The organism is Lentimicrobium sp. S6 (assembly GCF_013166635.1).
Taxonomy (GTDB): domain Bacteria; phylum Bacteroidota; class Bacteroidia; order Bacteroidales; family UBA12170; genus UBA12170.
This window is the reverse complement of the sequence record NZ_JABKBZ010000014.1, coordinates 54,685-78,335: the sequence shown is the minus strand read 5'-3', so window position 1 is coordinate 78,335 and position 23,651 is coordinate 54,685. Positions and strand designations below refer to the sequence as shown.

Sequence of the window (23,651 nt, the reverse complement as noted above, 5' to 3'; positions counted from 1 at the left end):
CTTCTTTTGTTGTAAATCTTTCTTTAAACGTCTGTCTATCAATGTTTTTTAGTATCCTCATCGTTCCTGAATTTGAATACAATTTACAAAATAATATACTCATATACAACTATTTGTGAACTAAATGGGTAACCCTATAATAAAATTCCAAATTATAAGATTTATTTTGATATTGGATAGAATATTTTCATAACTTTAGAATCAAATTATAAAGCTATGAGTACTACTATCAATCGTAAGCCTGTAAGATTTTACAGTGATCCCAAAAGAGTTATTGTTCGTTTCTTTTTTCCTGGCGGAGAACCTAGAGTTCAGTCGATTATCCAAAAAGTGATTGATATGCCCGAAGAAGCAGCGAAATTGAGTTTGAATCAGTCTTTACGTAACTTTTCTGGTCGACATAGAAATATATCTAAGATTTTTTTAAAGCATTTTAATAGAACAAAAGACATCATGAAAGATCGAAATGGTGACTTAAATATTCTTTCTGATGCTAAAAAACTCCTCATAGGAGCTTTCTTTACTTCCGAGTATTCTATAGAATCTGCAGCATTTTTTAATCCTTCTATGGTAGAAGACCCAGATCAAACTGGACTTCAAGAAGGTCAGAAAAGAGTCATTATTAGTTTCCGGGCTACCGGAGAAGGACATATCTCGGCTATTGTTTTTAGAGGAGGGATATTAGATAAGGATAATAATCTGGAGCTCATCCCTACAGGGAGGTTGATTGACGAAGCTGAAAAAGTAAAAAATCATATATATACCAAGGATATTTTTCGTCAAAAACTATGTGAAATTCATGGTTTTTGTAGTGCCGATTTATCTGAAGGAATTAATAATAAGTATTTTAATAAGTTTGGGTATATCGATTTGGACGAACAAGATCAGGTGGTAAGTACAGTTCTTAATAAATTAGGAGATCATTTCGATTATCATGAAATGGACCGCGCATTAGAGGAAACCCATCATGAATTGCAAGCTGATGCTTCACAGCTGAATATTTTACAGACCATAAGATGGTTGGCCAAATCCCACTATGAGATTATATTTTCTTTGGATACAGGTATTTCTGATAGAGTGATTTTTCCCATTGCAGCATCAGAAAGCAATGGTATAGAAGATGCCCGATTTGTGAAATTCACCGATGATAAAGGTACTGTGCGTTATTATGCAACCTACACTGCATATAATGGTAGAAGTATCATGCCAAAACTTATAGAAACCAAAGATTTCTATAAGTTCAAAATCATGCCCATTCATGGGGAAAATGCTCAAAATAAGGGAATGGCATTGTTTCCCAGAAAGATTAATGGAAAATATGTGATGCTGTCGCGCATAGATGGTGTGAATAATTATATCATGTATTCCGATGATATCAATCTATGGGGAGAGGCTTTGAAAATACACTCTCCTAAGTATCCATGGGAGTTTATTCAGGTCGGAAATTGTGGTTCACCTATTGAAACAGATTATGGTTGGTTGGTTTTGACACATGGTGTTGGTGTGATGAGAAAATATGTAATGGGTGCCCTATTACTTGATTTGGATGACCCTACAAAAATCATTGGACAATTAAGTGAACCATTATTATCACCTAATGAGGAGGAAAGAGAAGGTTATGTTCCCAATGTAGTATACTCTTGTGGTTCAATCGTTAATAATGATGAGTTAGTTATTCCTTATGCAATGTCGGATACTTCATCAACGTATGCAACTGTTTCTTTGCAGGAATTACTCACAAGTTTGGTTCCTTCCGATTTAAAGAAAGGACGAACTAACCAAGTAAAAGCTAAAGCTAGAGTTTTGATAGTGGAAGATGAAGTTATCTACCAAAAGATGCTAGCTGTGATATTGAAATCTGAGGGTTATGAAGTTGAGATTGCTCCCGATGGAATTGTTGCACTCATGAAAATTGGAAAAGAACCCTTCGATGTCATTTTATCAGATATTGCTATGCCTAACCTAGATGGTTATCAAATGTTGGACTACATGAATAAGCATAACTATAATACTCCAGTCATATTTTTGTCAGGATATACGAGCATTGCTGATGAGATTAAAGGCATTGGTTTAGGTGCGGTTGATTACATTAAAAAGCCCATTGATAAAAGTGTTCTATTAACAAGATTGGAAAAAATTCTTAATTTATAGGATCATTAAAATAGGGTTCGGCGAAAAAGTAAGAGATCAAATAGGATATCATACTTTCTGCCCCTTGATTTCTATTGATGCTAAATTCTTCAATGCCATCATGACAGCCATTGGATTCTGAATCAATGAGGCTAATGTTTAGGTCGTTATATCCTAGAAACCAATAAAAGGATATGAGGAGTTTGTCTATCATTACACTGTCATTTGTCACCTGATAAGCTTTTTCATACATGATAACCATTGCCATGGCATCTACAGGTTGCTGGCCGAAAAGTGCAAAATCATCTCCTTTTCTCAACCACCTCACGTTACCTATCAGACTGAGCCAATCTTCTCTAAAACATTTAGATTCTAAAAAAAGTCTACTTTCTTCAGCTATTTGAAGATACTTGTTATCTTGCGTGATCTGATAGGCCACATATAGACTGGCTGGCATTAATCCATTATCATAAGTAATGGTATCTTCAAACCAATTCCAATCTTCCTTTCTAGTGTAGGTGTATTTATAACATAGCCGATCTGCCACATCCTTGAGCATAATTCTGTATTTTTCTTGATCTGGAAATCGTTTGATGAGTTGTTCTAGTCCTAGAATTACATTGGCGTATCCACGAGCATAACTGAGGTCCTGTATCTGGTTTTCAAATCGATTTAGCATATCAAGACCGAATGCATACATGCTGTCAGTAGGAGCAAGGTTAATCAAAAAAGCTAAAGCCCAGAAGGTTCGTCCTAATGCATCATCTGAAACACCATCTACAAAAGAAGTCCTCTGAAAATCTAGGAAATTATTGAAGCTACCATCTTCTTGTTGCATGAAAGAAATATAAGAGAGGTAAACATCCATTAATTCAAGTAACTTTCTGTCCTTTGTTTTATTCCAAACATAAAGACTTAAAACTAGGGCTCGGCTATTGTCGTCGAGACAATAGCCCGTTTTAAAATAAGGAATACTGGTTCTGGCATGTTGTAAAATACCAATTCTATCTGTTAACCTATACACATGGCTCAGGTTAAATTGAGGCACGGGTATGGTTTGAAAAATGTCTTTTTTTGATAGTTGCTCCTCCTTAATTGCTTGATGGAAAAGTGATAAATAAGAATCTCCAATGATTGGCCATGTCATTGTTTTCCCATACTCAAAAGCTTTACTTTTTAATTGGTATAATTTTTCGGGATTTTCAACAAGCTCAAGTATGATATTCGACAGTTCTATTGTATCGTTAAAATCGAACAGCCTTCCTCTGTTATCGGCGAGTAGCTCTTCGGCATGCCAATAGGGAGTAGAAATAACAGCACAACCACTGGCAACGGCATAGCTTAAGGTTCCACTGGTGATTTGAGCTTTATTCTGATAGGGTGTAACATAAATATCCGCAGCTGCTAAATAATTCTTGAGCTCGTTTTCTTTTACATATTTATTGATAAATATCACATGGTTTTCTATTTTTAATTCGTGAACCATATCCATCAAATATTCTCTATATTCCTCTCCAGCGTGTTTAATAATATTGGGATGAGTTTTCCCGAGAACAACATACAAAACCTCGGGATTCTTTTTTATTACTTTAGGAAGCGCTTTCAGTACCATATCTATTCCTTTGCTTCTTCCTATTAAGCCAAAAGTTAAAATCACTTTTCTATTTTTCCAATCTTTGGGTTTTGAAAGCTCAGAAGGTGTTAAAGAACTAAAATCTGGAACGCCATGTTGAATACGAACTATTTTTTTTGGTTGTATCTGGAAGCTATTCTTCAGAAAACCAATGGCAAGCTGATTCATGACTACCAGTTTTTGTGAATAGGCTGCAACTCTCTGAAGAACTTCTTTTTGGTGAAATGTTGGTTTTTGGAGAACAGTATGACAAGTTGTATAAATAGGGACTTTTAACCTCCTCAATAAAGCCAGCAAAAAGAGTCCACTTTCACCCCCATAAATACCATACTCATGCTGTACAAGACAAATGTCGACGCTAGAGTGATTTATATAATTAGCTGCCTCTACATAATCTTCTTTCTTCTGCTCAGAAATTGTTTTGACCACAAAAGCGGGGTATGGATACTCTTGAATAGTGTCGTTGATGGCTATGATCTCCACATCAAGTATTTCATTTTTAATTTCTGCCGATTTTAAAATAGATTGGATTAAATTTTCTGTAAACGTAGCAATTCCGCATTGACGAGGAGGGTAATTTCCTAAACAAATAATTTTCATAACCTTTTATTTTAATTCTTTTTCGCCAAAATCATTAATTAGCTAAAATACAAAAAAAATCAATAGGTGAGATAGAAGGGTGCGAATATTTTAAAGGTTTATCTATGAGGACATTTTGTGCTACAAATACAAAACAGAGTGGTTATGCTTGATTTGTTGTTAAAACCTTAACCTCCCCTTAACTATTTTTAACCGGAGCTAAAGGTATTTGAAAGCGGCTATATTTACTTTTGCTAGCAGAAACAAAACAAAAAAACGATATTATGAAAAACGGGAATCTTTACAAATTTTCAGCCTTAATAATGGCTTTGGTATTCTTTGCCACAACGAGCTTTGCGCAGACTAAAGTGAAAGAAGAAAAGAAGGAACAAAAGTATGTGATTAAGGTAGCGGTTGATGAAGATGGCGAACATACAGAGGTTGATACCATAATCATTATGCGACCAGATATTGATGTAGATATAGAATCTATCATGAAAGATATTGAGGTTGAAATGGAGCTCACCAAAGATCAAATGAGGGAGATTCATATTAATATGACTGAAGAAATGTCAGAAATGAGTAAAGTGATTAAAATGGAACTTAAAGAAGCCAATGAAGAGGTTGAGAAAGCATTGGAGAGCTTGCAAAAAGAGTTGGAAGGGCTTGATATTGAAGCTGAAGTTCGTCAAAGAATCGATGAGGCCCTGAAAACTTTAGAGGAGTCAGATTTGAGAAATGTTGCACATAAGAATAAAATATTCATTGGAGATGAGCATTCCATGTTTATGCATGAAGATAGCAATGTTGAGTATATTATTGATGGTAATGATACCACTGAAGTTCATACAAGTATGATTTGGATTGGAGATGAGGAGGATATGGAGCATCATCATGACTCTGATGTTAATGTATGGGTTGAGGAGGATGGTGAACATAAAGTAATCATCAAGAAAAGTAGCAAAGGTAAAAGTGGAAATGTAATGTTCTATAGTGGTGAAGATGGCCATAATCATGGAGAAAAAACCTTTGTAGTAGAAACGATAATTGATGGTGAAGGTTCTTATTCAGATATGATTATGATTCAAGCAGCTAGTGAAAAAGATTTCGACAAAGCTGTTGATGCTGGTTTACCAGTAAATGAAAATCAAAGACTTGAAGAAATGGATATCAATGTAAATATTGATGGTGATAGTAATCCAGTTATTGGTTTCAAAACCAATGAAGAGGGTAAAATGAAAGTCACTTATTACGACGAGAATTTTGAGAAGATTAAGTCAATGAAGCTAAAAGAGAATAATGGGATGCATGAATTCGATTTGAATAAAGATGAACTTAAAGGTTCGAACGCTAAATATTTATTGATAGAACAGAATAAAAAATATGATCTACTGAGGCTCAAATAAAACATGTTTAATATGGAGATCCTACTCGATTGAGTAGGATTTTTTTTGGCTTAGACTCTCTTTAAGCATTTTGGAATATGAACATGAAAGGTTGTTCCACGGTCTGTATTCTGCTCATACCAAATGCTTCCATTCATAAAGTTGACAATTTTTTTCGACATGGTCAGTCCCATTCCAATACCATCAAACTTTCTATTATGACCAGATTCCACTTGTCTGAAATTCTCAAAAACGGCATCACCATGAGAATCATGTATTCCAATTCCCTTGTCCCTTACGCTAATCACCAATCCAGATTCATGAATTATTTCACCATACATTAATACAGGTTTATTGTCTCCAAATTTTACTGCATTTTCCAGAATGGCGTTTACTACAGATTCTAGTTTTTCATATTGTATATATAAATATTGACTCTTAATTTCCTCAGAAAAATTGATTTCCAATTCTGCATTTGGTTTGTCATGTCTGCTTTTATAAAGATCGAAATTGGAGAAGTTTCTGTGAATAAATGTTTTCATACCCACTTTTTCTATTTTACCTAAATCAGCCTTAGATTGCAACTCACTAAATTCTAAAATACTACTCAAAACTTTTAAAAGTTGGTACCCTTGTCGATTAATAGATTCAGCAGCTACTTTAGTGTCTTCGTCATCAGGCTCATCAAGTAGAATGTCACTAAAGCCAATAATCCCATTTAACGGAGTTCTTATTTCATGAGACATGGTACTTAAAAAACTAGTTTTAATCCTGTCACTTTCTCTACTTTTTTCTAGGGCTTTTTGAATTTGTTTTTTTTCCTCTAGTAACTTCTCATTATAATCATTAATAAGATAAGCACCAATAGTTGCAAGTAAAGACATGGAACTTAAAAATAGCATATTATTGAAAAAAGTAGGGAAATGGGGACCGTTTGTACTAAATAATAACATATTTTGCAATGTAATGGCAAAGTATCCATAAACAATAATTGTTATGGAGGAAAAAACAATAATGATTTTATAATTGAGTTTAAAAATAAATGCAGCCCAAAGAATAACCAGAATTAATCCAACATAATAGTCATCATGCCCTTGTTCTTGCGGATATGCATTAAAAATCATTAAAAAAATACCTAATTGAGCAACTGACACTAAGAATGTGGTAAAAAGTCCTAGGAAATTATGGAACCTTCTCTGATAGGAAAGAATAAATGGGACGATGAGTGTTGGGCCAACTAGGTAAAAACGAATATTCCATGCAAGTTCATGTGTTTCTGGTAACATATAATAGTCTAGAAATCCATAGACAGAATAGAGTATAAAACCTGAAATAATACCTACCCTAAAAGTCTTAGGTATTATATTGGCTTGGTTAATGAAGTCCTTGGTTGACATGCTTTAATTTTAAGTTGGATAAATTTACGTTAAATCTCGTTATTTAACAAGTTATAAATGAAAAAATATTGCTGCTATTCACACAAATTTTATACTTTCGAATTCTCAAAAAAATCATATTCATGAAAGACTATAAAGCTTATTTTCAGATTAAAGCAGAACCACAAGATGTATTTACTGCCCTGACAAATCCATTTACTATAGAATTGTGGTCAGGCGACAAAGCAGAAATGAGTAAGGAAATTGGTTCTGAGTTCTCTTTATGGGGTGGAGATATCGTAGGAAAAGTACTTGAAGTTATAGAAAATGAGAAAGTAGTACAACAATGGTATTTTGGTGACGAAGATGATGAAAATCCCAGTATTGTTACCATGAAAATTTGGAAAAAAGGAGGAGGTTCAAGTGTAGAACTTAATCATACTAATATTCCTGGGGAGGCTTTTGAAAATATAGTAGAGGGTTGGGAGGAATCATATCTTGGTGCAGTTAAAGCATTATTGGAAATTTAATGGTTTCAACTAGTAAATACGACATTATAGTTATTGGAAGTGGTTTGGGCGGATTGGTTTCTGCAGCTGTTTTAGCTAAAAATGGACTTCGTGTATTGGTATTGGAGAAAGGGAAGAAAATAGGGGGGTTATTACATACTTTTAAGCGTGAGCATACCATCTTTAATACAGGGATGAACTATATTGGCGCACTTGAAGAGAATGGCTTTTTACATCAGTACTTTAAATACTTAGGGATATTAGATAAGCTTCATCTTAAGAGATTGGATATGGATGGCTTTGAGGAGCTTAGTTTTGCAAATAACTCCAAGACTTTTTATTATGGTCAAGGCAAAGAAAACTTTAAACAGCAATTAGTACAATCTTTTCCTCAGGAAAAATCTGTTATTGATCAATACACCAATAAACTATGGAAAATTACCGATAAATTTCCTCTTCTTTATTTAAATAATTATGACCAAATTAAAAAAGGAGAGGATTATTTGAATGGAGGAGCCTTTGAGTATATCTCAACTTTACAGGCAAGTGATACATTAAAGGCTGTACTTGGGGCAACCAATTCATTATATGGTGGAGTGAAGGGGAAAACACCACTCTATGTCCATTCATTGGTAAACCGACAGTTTATTGAAAGTGCTTGGCGTTTTGTTGGTGGAAGTCAGCAATTAGCTAATGCTTTAGTAGAAGTGATACAGAAGGCGGGTGGAGAAGTGATAAATCGATCTAAAGTGGTTACCATTTCCACGGAAGATTCTGATAATACTTGGATAGAAACGGAGGAAGGAAATAAATATTATTCCAAGAATATTATATCAAATATTCATCCTGCTCAAACCATGCAAATGATTGAGGATAGAAGGATTAAAAAAGTGTATCGGAAACGAATTAATGATTTGCAGAACACAACTAGTTTTTTCAATCTGTATTTGGTATTCAAGCCTAATTCTTTTCCATACTCTAATCGCAACTTTTATCATTTCATGGATAATCGCGTTTGGGGATTACAAAATGCAGATAACTGGCCTAATTTCTTTTTATTCTATACAGGATGTTCTACACAAAATCAAAAATGGGCCGATAATGCAAATATTCTTACCTATATGAATTATAACGAATTAGGGGAGTGGAGAGGGACTCAAAAAGGAATGCGTGGTGAGGGTTATGAAGATTTTAAAAATAGAAAAGCGGAAAAGCTTTTGGTAGAATTAGAAAAAAAATTCCCTGGAATTAGATCTAAAGTCCAATCTTGGTATGCCGCAACGCCATTAACATATGAACATTATACTGGCGCACCTCAAGGCTCAGCCTATGGTATAGAAAAAGACCATAATAACCCCTATAAAAGTATCATTCTTCCGAAAACTAAAATTCCTAATTTGTTTTTCACTGGACAGAATTTAAATATGCATGGAGCATTAGGTGTCACTATTAGTGCTATTTTAACCAGTGCGGAAATTCTAGGTTATGACTATTTGCTTCAAAAAATAAGAAAAGAAGTCTCCTTATGAAATTAAAGAAAGTAATTGCTTTGATATTCCTATTGATATTGTCATTTTTATTGATGACTCTACTTTGGGGCTTCAGTATTAGTCAATTAGAGGAGCCTGAATTAGCAGCATTTGAGATTAATAAGGAAGAATTGACTCAATGGAATGATACTACTTTCCAATATCAAGATGCTTGGTTACGGAAGAATAGATTTGGATTATGGGAAATGTATATTTCAGGAAGTCCTGAGGAATTAGGCATCAAAAATGGAATCTTAGCTCAAAACTTAATCAAATATCAGGAATACGCATTTGTCAAGCAAATAAAAAAGATGATTCCCTCAGAATCTTATCTTAATTTCTTAAAATACGTCCTCTCGTTTATAAACTATCAATTGCCTGAACGTATTCCAAATGAATACCTAAGGGAAATAAAAGCCGTATCTTTATTTGCTTCTGAAGATTTTAACTTCATTGGGGATAATTATGCTCGTCAACTTAATTACCATGCGGCTCACGATATTGGACATGCCATGCAAAACCTACACCTAGTTGAATGCACTGCTTTTGGCGTAAATAATGGTCGGTCTTCTGATTCTAGCCTCCTCATAGGGCGTAATTTTGATTTTTATGTGGGTGATGAATTTGCGAAAAACAAAATCATCTTATTTGTAAAACCAGAAACAGGATATTCTTTTGCCAGTATTACTTGGGGAGGGATGCTTGGAGTTGTAAGTGGCATGAATGATCAGGGATTATCGATTACTTTGAATTCTGCCAAATCAGAAATTCCTCTTTTTGCGAAAACACCAGTTTCTATCATTGCTAGAGATATTCTTCAATATGCCTCTAATATTGAGGAAGCCTATGAGCTAGCTCAAAAGTATAATTCTTTTGTTGCTGAAAGCTTCATGATTTCTTCAGCTAAAGATAATCAAATGGCTATTATCGAAAAAACTCCTGAGCAAACTATTTTGTATCATACATCAGAGGATGAATTAATTTTAACCAACCATTTTCAAAGTGAGGAGCTTTCTAATTCAGAAATTAATCTAGATAATATTAAGGAGAATGTAACGGATTATAGATTTGATAGGGTAGAGGAGTTGTTGGAAGAGCAAAATAAGTTTAACGAGTATGACTTTGCAAGAGTATTGAGGGATACCAAGGGATGGGCAAATGAAGATATTGGACTAGGTAATGAGGGAGCCATCAATCAGTTGATAGCTCATCATTCTATCATCTTTAAACCCGAACAAAAAAAGTTTTGGATTTCTACTGCTCCCTATCAAATGGGTCCTTATTTATGTTATCAATTGGATAGTATTTTCCAAGAAAAGTATCCTCCATTCTTAAGCCATGATTTAGTGAATCATTTTATTCCGGCAGATTCTAATTTTCTATTGGAAGTCTATCCTAATTTTTTACAGTTTAAAAGCTTCAAAGATAAAATAGAACAGCATGCTCTGGTGGATATAGAGAAGCTGATAAATTCCAATCCTCATTATTTTTATACCTATGAACTAGCTGGCGATTATTTTCAAGTTCAAGGAAATACCAAAAGAGCTAAAGAGTATTATGATAAAGCCCTTGATTATTTTATTCCCAATCAGCATGAGGTAAATCGCATTAATGATAAAATCAGCAAAATGGAATAATTCTGAGCTTCTCGGTAATTACTATGTTTTATTTCATTTATAATAGCTTTATCTTTCAATAATTTCAATTTTTGAATCTTTTACCAATTTCATGGTTTTTATCCAAATTTCAAAATCGAGCTATTTTTAACTAGTGTACATGGTATTGTTTATAGGAAAACATCCAAAATAAGATACGATTCTCAAATTGGGAAAGTGTAGGCTTAAGATATTTTTTTAACTATCATAAAATGAGTATTATAGCTATGTTGGCATGTTTGTTGAAGAATTGAGGTGTTCAGTTTAGATACTGATAAAGCAAAGAGTTAATCAAAATCAAAAGGTCATTTGACAAGAATTATTGGATGAAAAAGCAAATAATTTCTATATTTCTATTATTACTCTTGATATGTATTCCATTGATATCTTGGTTGTTCTGGTACGGGCAAGAGGATAAGGAATTAAGTGTTTTAGTAGTGGATAAGACTGTCTTAAATAAGGATGTCCAAGAGCATAGTTCTCTAAATTGGATTCTGAACCATGAAAGATATGTAAAAGCGAATGGTGATCTTTATAATCCAGAGCTCGACTATTTTGGATTTTTCCCTGATGAAAAAGGAGGATACGAAGTAAATGATTTTAATGATTATAAGGAGTATCAACTAGATTCTTTGGTAAATGCATACGATATGCTTTACTATACTGATTTATATGGAATATATGTTGCTGAATGGTGGGATGCTTATCCAAATGTTGCACCGATGAATTATAAGAAATTACCTCCAATGGAGCGATCAAGGCATATATATGGCAAGTTGACTCCCTCAGAATTATATGTTTTAAAGGGGATGAAGGAACAGAAGAAACTCATCATGACAGAATTCAATATCATAGCTTCACCTACAAATAAAAGAGAAAGAAAAGAATTTGAAGAAATGTTTTCCATGGAATGGAGTACGTGGGTAGGAAGATATTTTGATATTTTAGATACTGCTGTAAACTTGGAGCTGCCAGGTTGGGTAAAAAGAAATTATGTAAATCAATATGGAGAATGGCCATTTGAGAAATCTGGGATAGTTTTTGTAAGAAACGATGATAGAATAGTGATAGTGGAAAATGGAATTCACCTTGAGGACGAAGTACCATATATTCATACTTCTGATAATTATTGTGAGGAATATGATTTACCTGAGGTAATGAAGTATCCTTTTTGGTTTGATATCTGTTATTTTTATGATCCCAATGTGGTTATTTCTAATTATCACTTAAGCTTGAATAAGGAAGGGGATTCTATATTAAATCATTTTAATATCCCAACAGTATTTCCAGCTGTGGTTAAAGGAGAAGGCGATTATCCATTTTATTATTTTGCAGGAGATTTTTCTGACAATCCCATTGGCTTAAAGTCCTCTAAATTTACTAAGTCAAGCTGGGGAAGTTCGTTTGCCTATTCAAATGTACCACAAGAAAGAGTTAGTTTTTTCTGGGATTTTTATAAACCCTTAACTACAAAAATTGTAAATGATTATTACTCAAAAATTCAAAAGCGATGAATAACGATTTAGTATTTGTGAGTATTGTATCGGAGGATGCTGTATTTTCCAACACCATGGAATATATGTTCAAGAAATACTATGATGGTATTGTTGTGAAAATATATTCTTCCATGTTTGAATTGAGAGAATCGGTAATTACGTCTAAGTCCGACTTGATTCTAGTTGATGAAATTGTAACTGGAGGAGCCATATTTGAGGCCATCTCTTATTTACGTCAGAACCGAAGAGAAACTTGTAGCATCCTATATTTTGGTGTGGATGTTCATGATATGAAAACCAAAGCCTTAAGAAGAGGAGCTAACTATTTTTATGAGAAACCCATCGACCCTCGAATGATATTATATGATTTGAAAAACAGTTGGATTTCATTGGAACAAAATGAATTTAATGCTACTATATGAGAAATAAATTATACCTATTCATCATTGTGTTGAATTTGATGTTTATTCAAATTTCCTTTGGACAGCTGAACGCCGATTCATTATTAAGTCAGGCTTCTCAATTGGCATTGGATGGAGAATATGATGAGGCCCTGATCAATTTAAATACACTATTAGAGGACGAACCCAATAGGATAGATGCTAATATCATGGCAGCCAATGTAAATGCTTGGAATGAAGACTATATGACAGCTAAATATTTTATTGGAGTTGTAAATAGATTAGACAATACCAATCAACAGATGTACGATAGTTGGTTGAATATACTGTTATGGAATTCTGAATATAAAGCTTTATTAGACCTTGTAGAAGTTGCTAAGAATGAGGGTTATGAAAATGATTATAATCTGAATTTAAAGAAACTTTATGCTTATCAAAATTTGAATCAATATAATAAGGCTGTTCAACAGTTTGAAGATGTAGAGGTTAAGAAGCTTTTGGATTCAGTTCCTATGCAGGAGGCTTACGATAATATGTTATTGGCAAAAAATAGAATGACTAGAGATTCTTTATTAGTGAAAGCACATGAGGAGGCCATAAAAGGAAATTATCCTACTGCGATTAAAAATGCGGATTCTGTTTTGAATATTTTCCCTAGTAATCTAAGTGCTTTAGTTATGAAAGCGAAATCTTATGCTTGGCAAGGAGAGTATGATAGTGCAAAAATATATATAGACTATGCCTATAAAAATGAACCCAAAAACGAAGAGCTTTATGATATTTGGTTAAATACACTATTGTGGAATCAAGAATATAATGAAGTGATTAACACAGCAGACCTTGCGGAAAAGAATGATTATGCTAATGATTATAATTTAGCACAGAAGAGGCTTTATGCTTATAATGGTTTAATAGAATATGATTCTGCAGTTAATGTTTTTGAACCAGAGGAACAAAAGCCGTTGCTGGATTCTACTCCTTTGTTTAATGCTTATAGAGATATCTTAATAAAGAGTAAGAAAAATACGATTACTGGATATTACGCCATTGATTTATTTGATAATAATGATCCTAAACCACAGCATTTAGCCTATATCGATTATGGTTTTAAGATAAAAAAGAATATGCTTATTTTTAGATTAAATTATGCCAATCGATTTGGAACTGATGGAATACAAGTGGAGGTAGATTATTACCATATGCTAAAGAAATCAAAATATTTCTATTTTAATTATGGAATATCTGTTATGAATGAAGTATTTCCAAAACATAGAGCAGGTATTGAATATTTCTTCCCATTAAAACTTAAGTTTGAAGCCTCAATTGGAGCAAGGTATATGTATTTTACTGATAAGCATGTTCCTATTTTAACCGGACATATTGGTAAATATTTAAATAAATATTGGTTTGCTTTCAGGCCTTATTATACAATTGATGAAAATGGAAATTCTATTTCTTTTGTTGCAAACGTAAGAAGGTTTGGAGATATTTCCTTTAATTATTGGGGTGTAGAACTGGCTTATGGTAATTCTCCCGATGAAAGATATCTACTTGATCCTATAGGGGATTATTTCAATTTAAATTCTTATCGAATTAAGCTAGAAAAAAGCTTAATGGTGACCACAACAAACGATTTGAAAATATCATTTGGCTTTGCTTATGAAGAAACGGCCAAAAGTGTATTTAGAAACCGTTATACTATTGAAATCATTTATAAACACCGATTCTAATGATGACATATATTCTTAGTAATATTCGATTTTTAATTGGAAGAGTGTTTATAGTACTATTAATAGGACTTATAATCTTTCTTACATATTTCTTTTATGTTCCCAGTGTAAGGATAGGAGATTACCAATTGATTAATCCCGTATATCAATACTTTGAACACCTAGATTGGTGGATACATATCTTGGTATATATTAGTATTTGGTCATTTATTGCTGCTTTGTTTTTTGTCATAGCTAGTGCCTATTTTATATATGTAAAAGAGAAACAACAGCAGAATGCAAAAGCATATGAAAAAGCTTTTACCGAAAAGATGATTGAGTTTTTGTATTCTGATTATTTTGATGAAGTCAATAATTATAAAGATATCTATAAGTATTTTAGAAAAAATGTAAAGAGCAATCTTGCTACTGAAGTATTTTTTAGCGTGATAGTTCAAACTCAAAATTTGATTTCTGAAGATTTTAGATATAAGTTTACCCAACTCATGGAGGATGCTAGAATTAATAAACGATTGAAATATTTCCTTTATTCTCGTAATATCAGTAAAAAGATCATAGGCTTTAAAATAGCTTCCTATTTGGGAATTAATGGTTATGAGCGTCAGATTTCTAAATATATTACCAGTAAAAATTATGCCCTTAGATATGAGTCTATTGTGGCTTATGTTAGGCTTTCAGAAACAAATAACCTAGACTTCTTGTTAACTCAAAAATACCACCTTTCTAAACTTACTATAAATACCATCTATAATGCGATAGATAGAAGTTTAAAGGTGAATAATACCAATTATCAGGATATGATAAAATCTCCTTCTTCAAGATTGAGTGTAACAGGTTCATTATTGGTTAGTGCAAATGAAAATAGAGATCAAAGAGAATTAGTAAAATCAGCATTGGAAGATAATGATGATTTATTGAGAGAAGTTGCTTGGGAATTGTATACGAGTAATGAACAATCTGAAGTAGATATCGACTTCCTATTGACCAAATATGAAACAGAAAGCCAGGAGAATAAATTACATATCATGAAGGCTTTGTCTAAAGTTGATTTAACCGAACGGATTACAGAGTTTCTTGATACTGTAATTAAGAATGATAGTATTTTACTTAAAGTATATGCACTTAGAATGTTATTTGAGCATAATGTCACCCAGTTTTTTAAATATCAAGAAATGGATGATGAAAGAATTGCATTGGCTTGTCGTGAAGTGGCAGACTTTAACATTATATAATTGATTATGACCTTACTTTTTACATTTTCCGATATATTTAGCAGTTTCTTTCTGATATATGCATTGATATTATTTATTATTTATGTACTTATCTCTATTCTTTCTACTGTTGAATTAAGGCGTTATGTTAATAAGAATAAATATTTCGATTATAGAAGTATTTTAAGCTATAAGAACCTCCCCAGTATTTCTATTATTGCTCCTGCCTTTAATGAAGAAAAAAGTATCATCGAGAATATTAGAAGTCTCTTATCCATTTATTATCCTCAAATCAATGTTATTATTGTAAACGATGGTAGTACTGATGATAGTTTGTCAAAGGCCATTGAACACTATGGACTTATAAAGGTGGAAATGGCAATAGAATACGAGGTGAAATCTAGTAAAATTAGAGGCATTTATCGTTCTATACATAGTGAATATGCCAATCTTATTTTAGTAGATAAAGAAAATGGAGGAAAAGCAGATGCTTTAAATGCTGGTATCAATGTGTCGAGGAGCGATTTATTTGTAGCTGTAGATGTGGATAGTATTATTGAGCCCGATGCGGTATTAAGACTGGTGAAACCATTTCTAGAAGAAGAAAGAGGTAGAAAAGTAATTTCATCTGGAGGAGTAATTCGAGTAGCTAATAATTGCGAAATTAAAGACGGAAGAATTACTAAAGTTAGGTTTCCTAAAGCGTTATTAGTGAAGTTTCAGGTTCTAGAGTATTTTAGAGCTTTTACTTTAGGTAGAATGGCTTGGAGTAAAGTGGATGGATTATTGATTATCTCAGGTGCCTTTGGAATGTTTGATAGAAATATTGTAGTGGCAGTGGGTGGATATGATCGTACTACTGTAGGGGAAGATTTGGAAATTGTAGTTCGCATGAGAAAGTATATGCGAAATGAATTGAAAATGAAATATAAAGTGGCATTTATACCAGATCCTTTATGCTGGACAGAAGTACCTTCCTCGTTTAAAATACTATCTCGCCAAAGAAATAGATGGACAAGAGGAGCTATTGATACCATATTGAAACACAAAGACATGATGTTTAATCCGCGTTACGGTAGAATTGGTATGGTGAGTTTTCCATATTGGGTCTTGTTTGAATGGTTAGCCCCAATTGTAGAGGTAATTGGAGTTGTATATTTTATAATTTTGATAATACTTGGAGATGTAAACTCTAGTAGCTATCTATTATTATCATTATTCGTATTGTCTTTCGCCTTTGCTTTTTCCATGTTAGGTGTTTTATTCGAGGCTATCATGTTTAATAAATATAAAGGCTATGGATATTTGCTTCAAGTGATCTTTTTTGCTCTAATTGAAGTTATAGTGTTTCACCCATTAAATGTGTATTTTGCTATTCGAGGGAACTTTAGCTTCTTCATTAAAAACAACCAGAAGTGGGGTGAGATGACACGTACCGCTTTCGATAGTGAGAATAAATAAAAAAATTATGGTATTACCTAAAATTATAAAGCGCACTTGGAATGATGCCTATTTAGTTGGTATCACAAGTGTTGATAAGCAACATGAAGAATTATTAGATATTCATGATGAAATACGAGACTTAAGCGATACGAGAGTAGAGAATCATAAAGAAGGATTGAAAAAAATACTCCAAGAACTTGAGAAGCTCACTGAAAAATATGCCAGTGTTGCTCCTGAATTACTGGATCATGATAATCAAACTCAAATCAATAAATACGTAAGCTCTTATCAGGATTTTATTAGAAAAGTTGATGAGTTTGGTCGTGCTTATACCTATAGAAATACTTTTCTATTAAAAGACATGCAAGATTATATTAAGAAATGGACCATATCTCATATCATGCAAGCTCGAACCATTAGGCGCCAGATCAAAACCAATAAATAATTTGTAGATTGGGAAAAAGATTATCAATTCAATGTTTTGATAACTGAACATGCCGATAATGTATTTGTAAATTAGATTTATCCAATAATATGTTTTCACTGTAAATGAGTTTATATATCTTGTATTTTAGATGATAAATACATTAAAAATATGTGATATCTTTTTTGATTATCTTTGAAATTTATATCAGAATGTTTGTGTTATAGCTACTTTATAAGCAAATACAGTTATTAATATTTTTTAAAGTTTAATATTACTATAAAAATGAAGAATTTTTGCCTGAAATATATATTCGTTATTGTTTTTGTTTTACAAGTTTCTGTTGTTTTGTATGCTCAAGATATTCGGATTAATGAAGTGGTTTTAAACAACAGTATTACATCAGATGAGGATGGGAATTCTCCTGATTGGTTTGAGCTATATAATTATGGAAACACCCCTATTGCTCTTCACAATTGGAAAATAACAGATGATGAATCTGATTTGTCTAAATGGAGCTTTCCAGATATTGAATTATATCCCAATGAGTATATCTATTTATGGGCCTCTTCAAAAGATATAAATACCTGTTCTTACCCAAGAACTATCATCAAGCAATTTGATGTGTTTAAATATATAATCCCTACTTCGGAGCCTTCAGCTTCATGGACTAGCCTTAATTTTAACGATTCGGGTTGGGAAGAAGGAGGGTCTGGATTTGGTTATGCTGATGGCGATGACGAAACTATTGTGCCCGAAGGAACAAAATCTGTTTTTGTAAGAAAAACATTTATTGTGGAAGAATATGATGATATTAGCTCATTAATACTCCATATAGATTATGACGATGGTTTTGTAGCTTACATTAATGGAATAGAAGTTGCAAGGGCAAATATAGAAGGTTATCCTCCTGAATTTGATGATGGTACCCCAACGGATCATGAAGGTCAGATGTCTGATGGTGATAGTCCAGACCAATTTGATGTAGAGAATCCTTTAGACCTTCTTAATGATGGCGAAAATGTATTGGCTATACAAGTTCATAATCAAGAAAGCTCCTCTTCTGATTTAACCTTAATCCCATTTTTATCAATAGGTTATTCTAGCAATCATCCTATTGGGATTCAACCTCCAGCTATTTTAAACCTTTCTCCTGTGGCTCTTCATACTAATTTTAAGCTTTCAGCTGATGGTGAAACATTAACATTAAGCAATCCAAATTTAGACATTATAGATCAGTTTGTAGCAGGTAGGGCTCCGGCAAATATGGCACAAGGCATTTCTTCTGCTGGAAATCAAGTATATCTTAGTGAACCTAGTCAGGGAGCTGTTAATAGCGGCCCTGAATATCAAGGGTATATTGAAGAGGCAGTTGTGTTTTCAGAATTAGGAGGTATGCTTAGTGGAAGTATTAACCTTTCTCTTTCTGGGCAGACACCAGGCCAAGAAATTAGATATACCACTGATGCTTCTTTGCCAACGATCACTTCCACACTTTATACATCACCTTTGTATATTGATAGCACCACAGTGATTAGAGCAAGTATATTTCAGCCTAATTATTTCACCGCTGGCCCTTTTAGTAATACTTATGTATATAATAGCAACCATGAATTGGATGTCATGCTACTCACCACTGATCCCGTGAATTTCTTTGATGAAGAATACGGAATTTATGTACTAGGAGAAGAGGGCACCTATGATGAAGATTCTCCACACTGGGGAGCTAATTTCTGGGAAGATTGGGAAAGACCTATTCATGCAGCTTATTATAAAGCAGGTAGCAATGATATAGCTATAGAATTTAATGCAGGAGTGAAAATATATGGTGGATATAGTAGAGGACAAAATGAACAAAGATCTTTAGCGTTTTATGCAAGAAAAAAATATGGAGTATCAAAGTTTAAATATCCATTTTTTGATAAGCTCCCTTATGATGAATTTGAGGCTTTTGTGCTTAGAAACTCTGGCCAAGATTGGTTGATTTCATCAATAAAAGATGCAGCATTAACTAGCTTAATGGAAGGTTCGGGTCTTGATTATCTTGAATTCCAACCCGTTGTTACTTATTTGAATGGAGAGTATTGGGGAATGTATAATATGAGAGAAAAAACCAATGAGCATTTTTTAGCCTCAAAACACGGTGTAGATCCAGATGAAATTGTAATTTTAGATGCAGACAACCAAGAAGGCCATGGGTATAACGAAGAATATGCTGCCTTATTAGACTATGTTGAAAATACAGATTTAAGTATTAATGAAAACTTCAATTATATAGAAGAACAAATAGATATATCTAACTTTGCTGTATATCAAGTAGCCCAAATATATTATAATAATAGCGATTGGCCAATTCATAATCTTAAATTATGGAAGTATCCAGAAGGAAAGTGGAAATGGATTTTATATGATTTAGATTTTGGTTTTGGCCCTTGGTGGCAAACAAATAGTTATTGGGAGAATGCTTTGTTTAGAGCTTTGGATCCAATTGGAGAAGAATATCCAAATCCTAAATGGTCAACATTATTGTTTAGGCAGTTGATTGAAAACTTAGGTTTTAGAAACCAATTTATTAATCGATATGCTGATGAGTTAAATACTCGTTTTTTACCTGAAAATGTGATCTCTCATTTTAATGAACTTTCAAATAATATTCAATCAGAAGTTGATGATCATTATACTCGATGGGATGCTTTTTCCATTGATCAAGAATACTATGTTTCTGAAATGAATGATTGGGCTGAAGCTAGACCTAGCCGTGCGAAAGAGCATATTATGGAACAATTCGATTTGCCTGCTATGCATCAATTAACGATTGATATTGAGGATGTTTCGCAAGGATTGGTTGAGCTTAATAATAACTTAAGGATACAATCACTGTCTTGGTCAGGAGAATATTTTGAAACGGTTCCAGTTATTCTAAAAGCAATTCCAGAATTAGGTTATACATTCTCACATTGGTCTGGAGCAAGTACTTCTACAGAGAGTGTAATAAGTATTGATTTAGAAAGCTATACTTTGGTATCTCCTCATTTTATTGAGACTACAGTAGCTCCTTTGCTTATAAACGAAATTAATTATAATTCGAGTGACGATCATGATGCTGATGATTGGATAGAAATATATAATCCTAATGAAGAGGAGGTTGATGTTTCAAATTGGCAAATTAGGGATGAGCTTGATGTGAATTCTTTTACCTTTCCGGTATCTACTTCTATTGCAGCTAAAGGATATTTGGTGATTGCTAAGGATGTAGAAGATTTTGAATCGGTATTCCCTAATGATATTAATCATATTGGTGATTTGGGATTTGGTTTAAGTGGTGGAGGAGATGCCGTTCGTTTGTTTAATGATCAGGGTATTTTGCATGATATCGTGGTGTTTACCGATAGTTTGCCTTGGCCAATGTGTGCTGATGGAGCAGGTCCAACAATGGAACTAATAAATCCAGATTTAGACAATTCTATTGCAGAAAACTGGGATTGTGTAAATGATTTTGGTAGTCCTAATTATGAAAACTCCAGAGCATTTGGCATAGAGGAAACTCCAGTAAGTCAGATTAGAACCTATCCCAATCCGGTTAACGATAGACTATATATAACAGGTCTAGAGGAGGCTGTTGAAATGAATATTTATAATATTTCTGGGCAATTGGTTTTATCAACTCATGCTCAAAACTACATGAATGTAAGCCATCTAGAATCAGGGATATATATACTTAATATCATCAAAGGAAAAGAGCTATCTACCCATAAGTTAGTAAAAAGGTAAAAGACTTATGGTTTCAGTAGTTTCTTCATGAGAACGTTATTTCTTATATATTACTAATATTAAGCATTGTGTTTTTGTTTGTAGTGTTAAATGATTTCAGAATTATGGTGTTAGGCTAAGGTCTAAAGGAGAGGTATAGCTGAAACTTCGCTGAGTTTTATTAGTAAGCCTAAATGATACAGATAGGTTGATAATACACACTATAAGCTATTATTGTATAAATCAATAAGAGAATATATATATTGGTATATCATTTAGATAGTGGAGCTTATTACTCTTATTTTTTGTTAAATGATAGCTAGATCGTATTAATTCTAAATACAGATCCACAATTTGCTATTCCTATTCTTTTGATTATTTTTGTTTCCCATTAAAATTTGAAAATTTGAAAGCGTTTTTTTGGAATTTTCAGCATCAAAAGTCGATTTTTTATTACGTACAAATGAAAAAAAAAGTATATGAGTTTTAAAATAATTGTATTAGCCAAGCAGGTTCCCGATACCAGAAATGTTGGTAAAGATGCCATGAAAGCTGATGGTACAGTGAATCGTGCTGCACTTCCGGCCATTTTTAATCCGGAAGATTTAAATGCATTGGAATTTGCTCTTAAGGTGAAAGATAGAGTGGAAGGTGCTGAAGTTATTGTTTTAACAATGGGGCCATTTAGAGCTGCAGAAATCATTAGAGAAGCCATGTATCGTGGCGCCGATAGAGGATATTTAGTTACTGATAGAAAATTTGCAGGGAGTGATACCCTTGCAACATCATATGCCATTTCTTTGGCCGTTAAAAAATTAGCTCCATTTCATTTGTTGGTAGCTGGTCGACAGGCTATTGATGGAGATACTGCTCAGGTAGGTCCTCAAACTGCTGAAAAATTAGGAATTCCTCAAATAGCTTATGCTGTAGATATTTTAGATATAAACGAAAAGGAAATCACCATCAAACGTAGAATTGAAAGAGGAGTAGAGACTGTGAAATGTGCTTTTCCTTTGGCTGTTACAGTTCCTAGCTCCGCTGATGACTGTCGCCCTCGTCACGCTAAGAAACTAATGACCTATAAACATGCTCGTACTGTTACTGAATTACAAAACGAGACAAAAGATTATACCGATTTATATACTGCTCGTCCTTATTTGAAGATTGAGGAGTGGTCAGTAGAAGATATTGGAGCTGATGTGGAACAACTAGGTCTTTCTGGTTCTCCAACCAAAGTAAAAGCTATCGAAAATGTAGTTTTTGCTGCCAAAGAATCCAAAACATTAAGCAGTACCGATCAAGATATTGAAAGCTTAATGGTAGAGTTATTAGAAGGTCATATCATCGGCTAAAACCATTAAAAGTAAAGAAATGAACAACGTTTTTATATATTGTGAACTCACAGAAGAGAAGCATATCGCCGATGTGAGTAAGGAGCTACTAACCAAAGGTCGTTCTTTGGCCAATGAACTAGGAGTTAAAGTAGAAGCTATCGTGATTGGTCACGAGCTTCAAGGGATTGAAAATGAGATTTTCCCATTTGGTGCCGATATGGTTCATTTAGCTGACCATAAAAGTTTAAGCCCATTTACTAGTGGTGCTCATGCTAAGGTATTAACTTCTGTTTTACAACAAGAAGAACCACAAATTGCACTTTTTGGAGCTACTTTTAATGGCCGTGATGTAGGACCAAGAGTGGCTTCTGCTTTAAAATGTGGATTAACGGCTGATTGTACCAGTTTGATTATTGGCGATCATGAAGATAAAAAAGCAAAGAAAGACTATAAAAATCTTTTATATCAAATTCGTCCAGCTTTTGGTGGAAACATCATTGCCACTATCATCAACCCTGAAACTAAGCCTCAAATAGCAACAGTTAGGGAGGGTGTGATGAAGATGGAAGTCTTTGATGAAAATCATAAAGGGGAAGTAAAGAATTTTGATGTAGCGGCTGTTTTAGAGGATATTGATATTGCAGTTCAGATTATCGAGCGTCATATTGAGCCTGCTAAAGTGAATATCAAAGGATCTCAAATTATCATCGCTGGTGGTTATGGTGTTGGTAGCAAAGAGAACTTCAAATTACTACAGGATTTAGCCGAAGTTTTAGGTGGTGAAGTTGGCGCTTCTCGTGCGGCTGTAGATTCTGGTTTTGCGCCTCACGAACGTCAAATTGGTCAAACTGGAGTTACTGTTCGTCCTAAATTATATATTGCTTGTGGAATTTCTGGTGCGGTTCAACATACTGCCGGTATGGGAGAATCCTCTCAGGTAATTTCTATTAATACTGATCCTGCTGCTCCTATCAATCAAATTGCCGATTATGCAATTATAGGAAAAGTAGAGGAGGTTATTCCTAAGATGATTAAGTATTACAAGAAAAACTCCAAGTAATCATTA

16 protein-coding genes are annotated in these 23,651 nt (G+C 33.5%); 14 read left to right on the top strand and 2 right to left on the bottom strand.

The annotated features are described in order from the left end of the window. Positions 1-216 precede the first annotated feature (216 nt). Complete coding sequence (locus HNS40_RS07195) at positions 217-2,151, top strand: response regulator (RefSeq protein WP_172279166.1); 1,935 nt, start codon at positions 217-219, stop codon at positions 2,149-2,151. On the opposite strand, the gene HNS40_RS07190 is transcribed toward HNS40_RS07195, so the two are convergent. After that, complete coding sequence (locus tag HNS40_RS07190; RefSeq protein WP_172279164.1) at positions 2,141-4,363, bottom strand: glycosyltransferase; 2,223 nt, start codon at positions 4,361-4,363, stop codon at positions 2,141-2,143. The two genes, HNS40_RS07195 and HNS40_RS07190, sit on opposite strands and share 11 nt — an antisense overlap. A gap of 263 nt (positions 4,364-4,626) precedes the next feature. Here HNS40_RS07190 and HNS40_RS07185 point away from each other — a divergent pair, with 263 nt between their 5' ends. Further along, the gene (locus HNS40_RS07185) at positions 4,627-5,748 is read left to right on the top strand and encodes a hypothetical protein (RefSeq protein WP_172279162.1); all 1,122 of its coding nucleotides are present in this window, start codon (positions 4,627-4,629) and stop codon (positions 5,746-5,748) included. A 50-nt stretch (positions 5,749-5,798) separates the two neighbouring features. On the opposite strand, the gene HNS40_RS07180 is transcribed toward HNS40_RS07185, so the two are convergent. Continuing rightward, on the bottom strand, positions 5,799-7,124 hold the full coding sequence (locus HNS40_RS07180; protein WP_172279160.1) for a HAMP domain-containing sensor histidine kinase: 1,326 nt from the start codon (positions 7,122-7,124) through the stop codon (positions 5,799-5,801). Between the two features lie 122 nt (positions 7,125-7,246). Here HNS40_RS07180 and HNS40_RS07175 point away from each other — a divergent pair, with 122 nt between their 5' ends. From HNS40_RS07175 to HNS40_RS07120, 12 genes are all read left to right on the top strand, one after another. Then, entirely contained in the window at positions 7,247-7,633 is a 387-nt protein-coding gene (locus tag HNS40_RS07175) for an SRPBCC domain-containing protein (protein WP_172279158.1), read from the top strand. Then, positions 7,633-9,141 (top strand): NAD(P)/FAD-dependent oxidoreductase, encoded by a 1,509-nt coding sequence (locus HNS40_RS07170; RefSeq protein ID WP_172279156.1) that lies wholly within the window; start codon positions 7,633-7,635, stop codon positions 9,139-9,141. The genes HNS40_RS07175 and HNS40_RS07170 overlap by 1 nt, the downstream gene beginning before the upstream one ends. Next, entirely contained in the window at positions 9,138-10,778 is a 1,641-nt protein-coding gene (locus HNS40_RS07165; protein WP_172279154.1) for a C45 family peptidase, read from the top strand. The genes HNS40_RS07170 and HNS40_RS07165 overlap by 4 nt, the downstream gene beginning before the upstream one ends. Before the next feature lie 344 nt (positions 10,779-11,122). Next, positions 11,123-12,310 carry a hypothetical protein gene (locus HNS40_RS07160; protein ID WP_172279152.1) on the top strand — a complete coding sequence of 396 codons (1,188 nt, stop codon included), beginning with the start codon at positions 11,123-11,125 and terminating at the stop codon, positions 12,308-12,310. Continuing rightward, on the top strand, positions 12,307-12,714 hold the full coding sequence (locus HNS40_RS07155; RefSeq protein ID WP_172279150.1) for a response regulator: 408 nt from the start codon (positions 12,307-12,309) through the stop codon (positions 12,712-12,714). Before HNS40_RS07160 ends, HNS40_RS07155 begins: the two co-directional genes overlap by 4 nt. Beyond that, positions 12,711-14,423, top strand: a complete 1,713-nt coding sequence (locus HNS40_RS07150) for a YaiO family outer membrane beta-barrel protein (protein ID WP_172279148.1) — start codon at positions 12,711-12,713, stop codon at positions 14,421-14,423. The genes HNS40_RS07155 and HNS40_RS07150 overlap by 4 nt, the downstream gene beginning before the upstream one ends. Further along, positions 14,423-15,655, top strand: coding sequence for a hypothetical protein (locus HNS40_RS07145; RefSeq protein WP_172279146.1), 1,233 nt, complete (start codon positions 14,423-14,425; stop codon positions 15,653-15,655). Before HNS40_RS07150 ends, HNS40_RS07145 begins: the two co-directional genes overlap by 1 nt. Before the next feature lie 6 nt (positions 15,656-15,661). After that, positions 15,662-17,095, top strand: a complete 1,434-nt coding sequence (locus HNS40_RS07140; protein ID WP_172279144.1) for a glycosyltransferase — start codon at positions 15,662-15,664, stop codon at positions 17,093-17,095. 7 nt (positions 17,096-17,102) lie between these two features. Then, a complete protein-coding gene (locus tag HNS40_RS07135) occupies positions 17,103-17,522 on the top strand; it encodes a hemerythrin domain-containing protein (protein WP_172279142.1) in 420 nt (139 codons plus the stop codon). 264 nt (positions 17,523-17,786) lie between these two features. Beyond that, on the top strand, positions 17,787-21,272 hold the full coding sequence (locus tag HNS40_RS07130) for a CotH kinase family protein (protein ID WP_172279140.1): 3,486 nt from the start codon (positions 17,787-17,789) through the stop codon (positions 21,270-21,272). A gap of 458 nt (positions 21,273-21,730) precedes the next feature. Continuing rightward, a complete protein-coding gene (locus tag HNS40_RS07125; protein ID WP_172279138.1) occupies positions 21,731-22,603 on the top strand; it encodes an electron transfer flavoprotein subunit beta/FixA family protein in 873 nt (290 codons plus the stop codon). A 19-nt stretch (positions 22,604-22,622) separates the two neighbouring features. Continuing rightward, complete coding sequence (locus HNS40_RS07120; RefSeq protein ID WP_172279136.1) at positions 22,623-23,645, top strand: electron transfer flavoprotein subunit alpha/FixB family protein; 1,023 nt, start codon at positions 22,623-22,625, stop codon at positions 23,643-23,645. Positions 23,646-23,651: the final 6 nt, after the last annotated feature.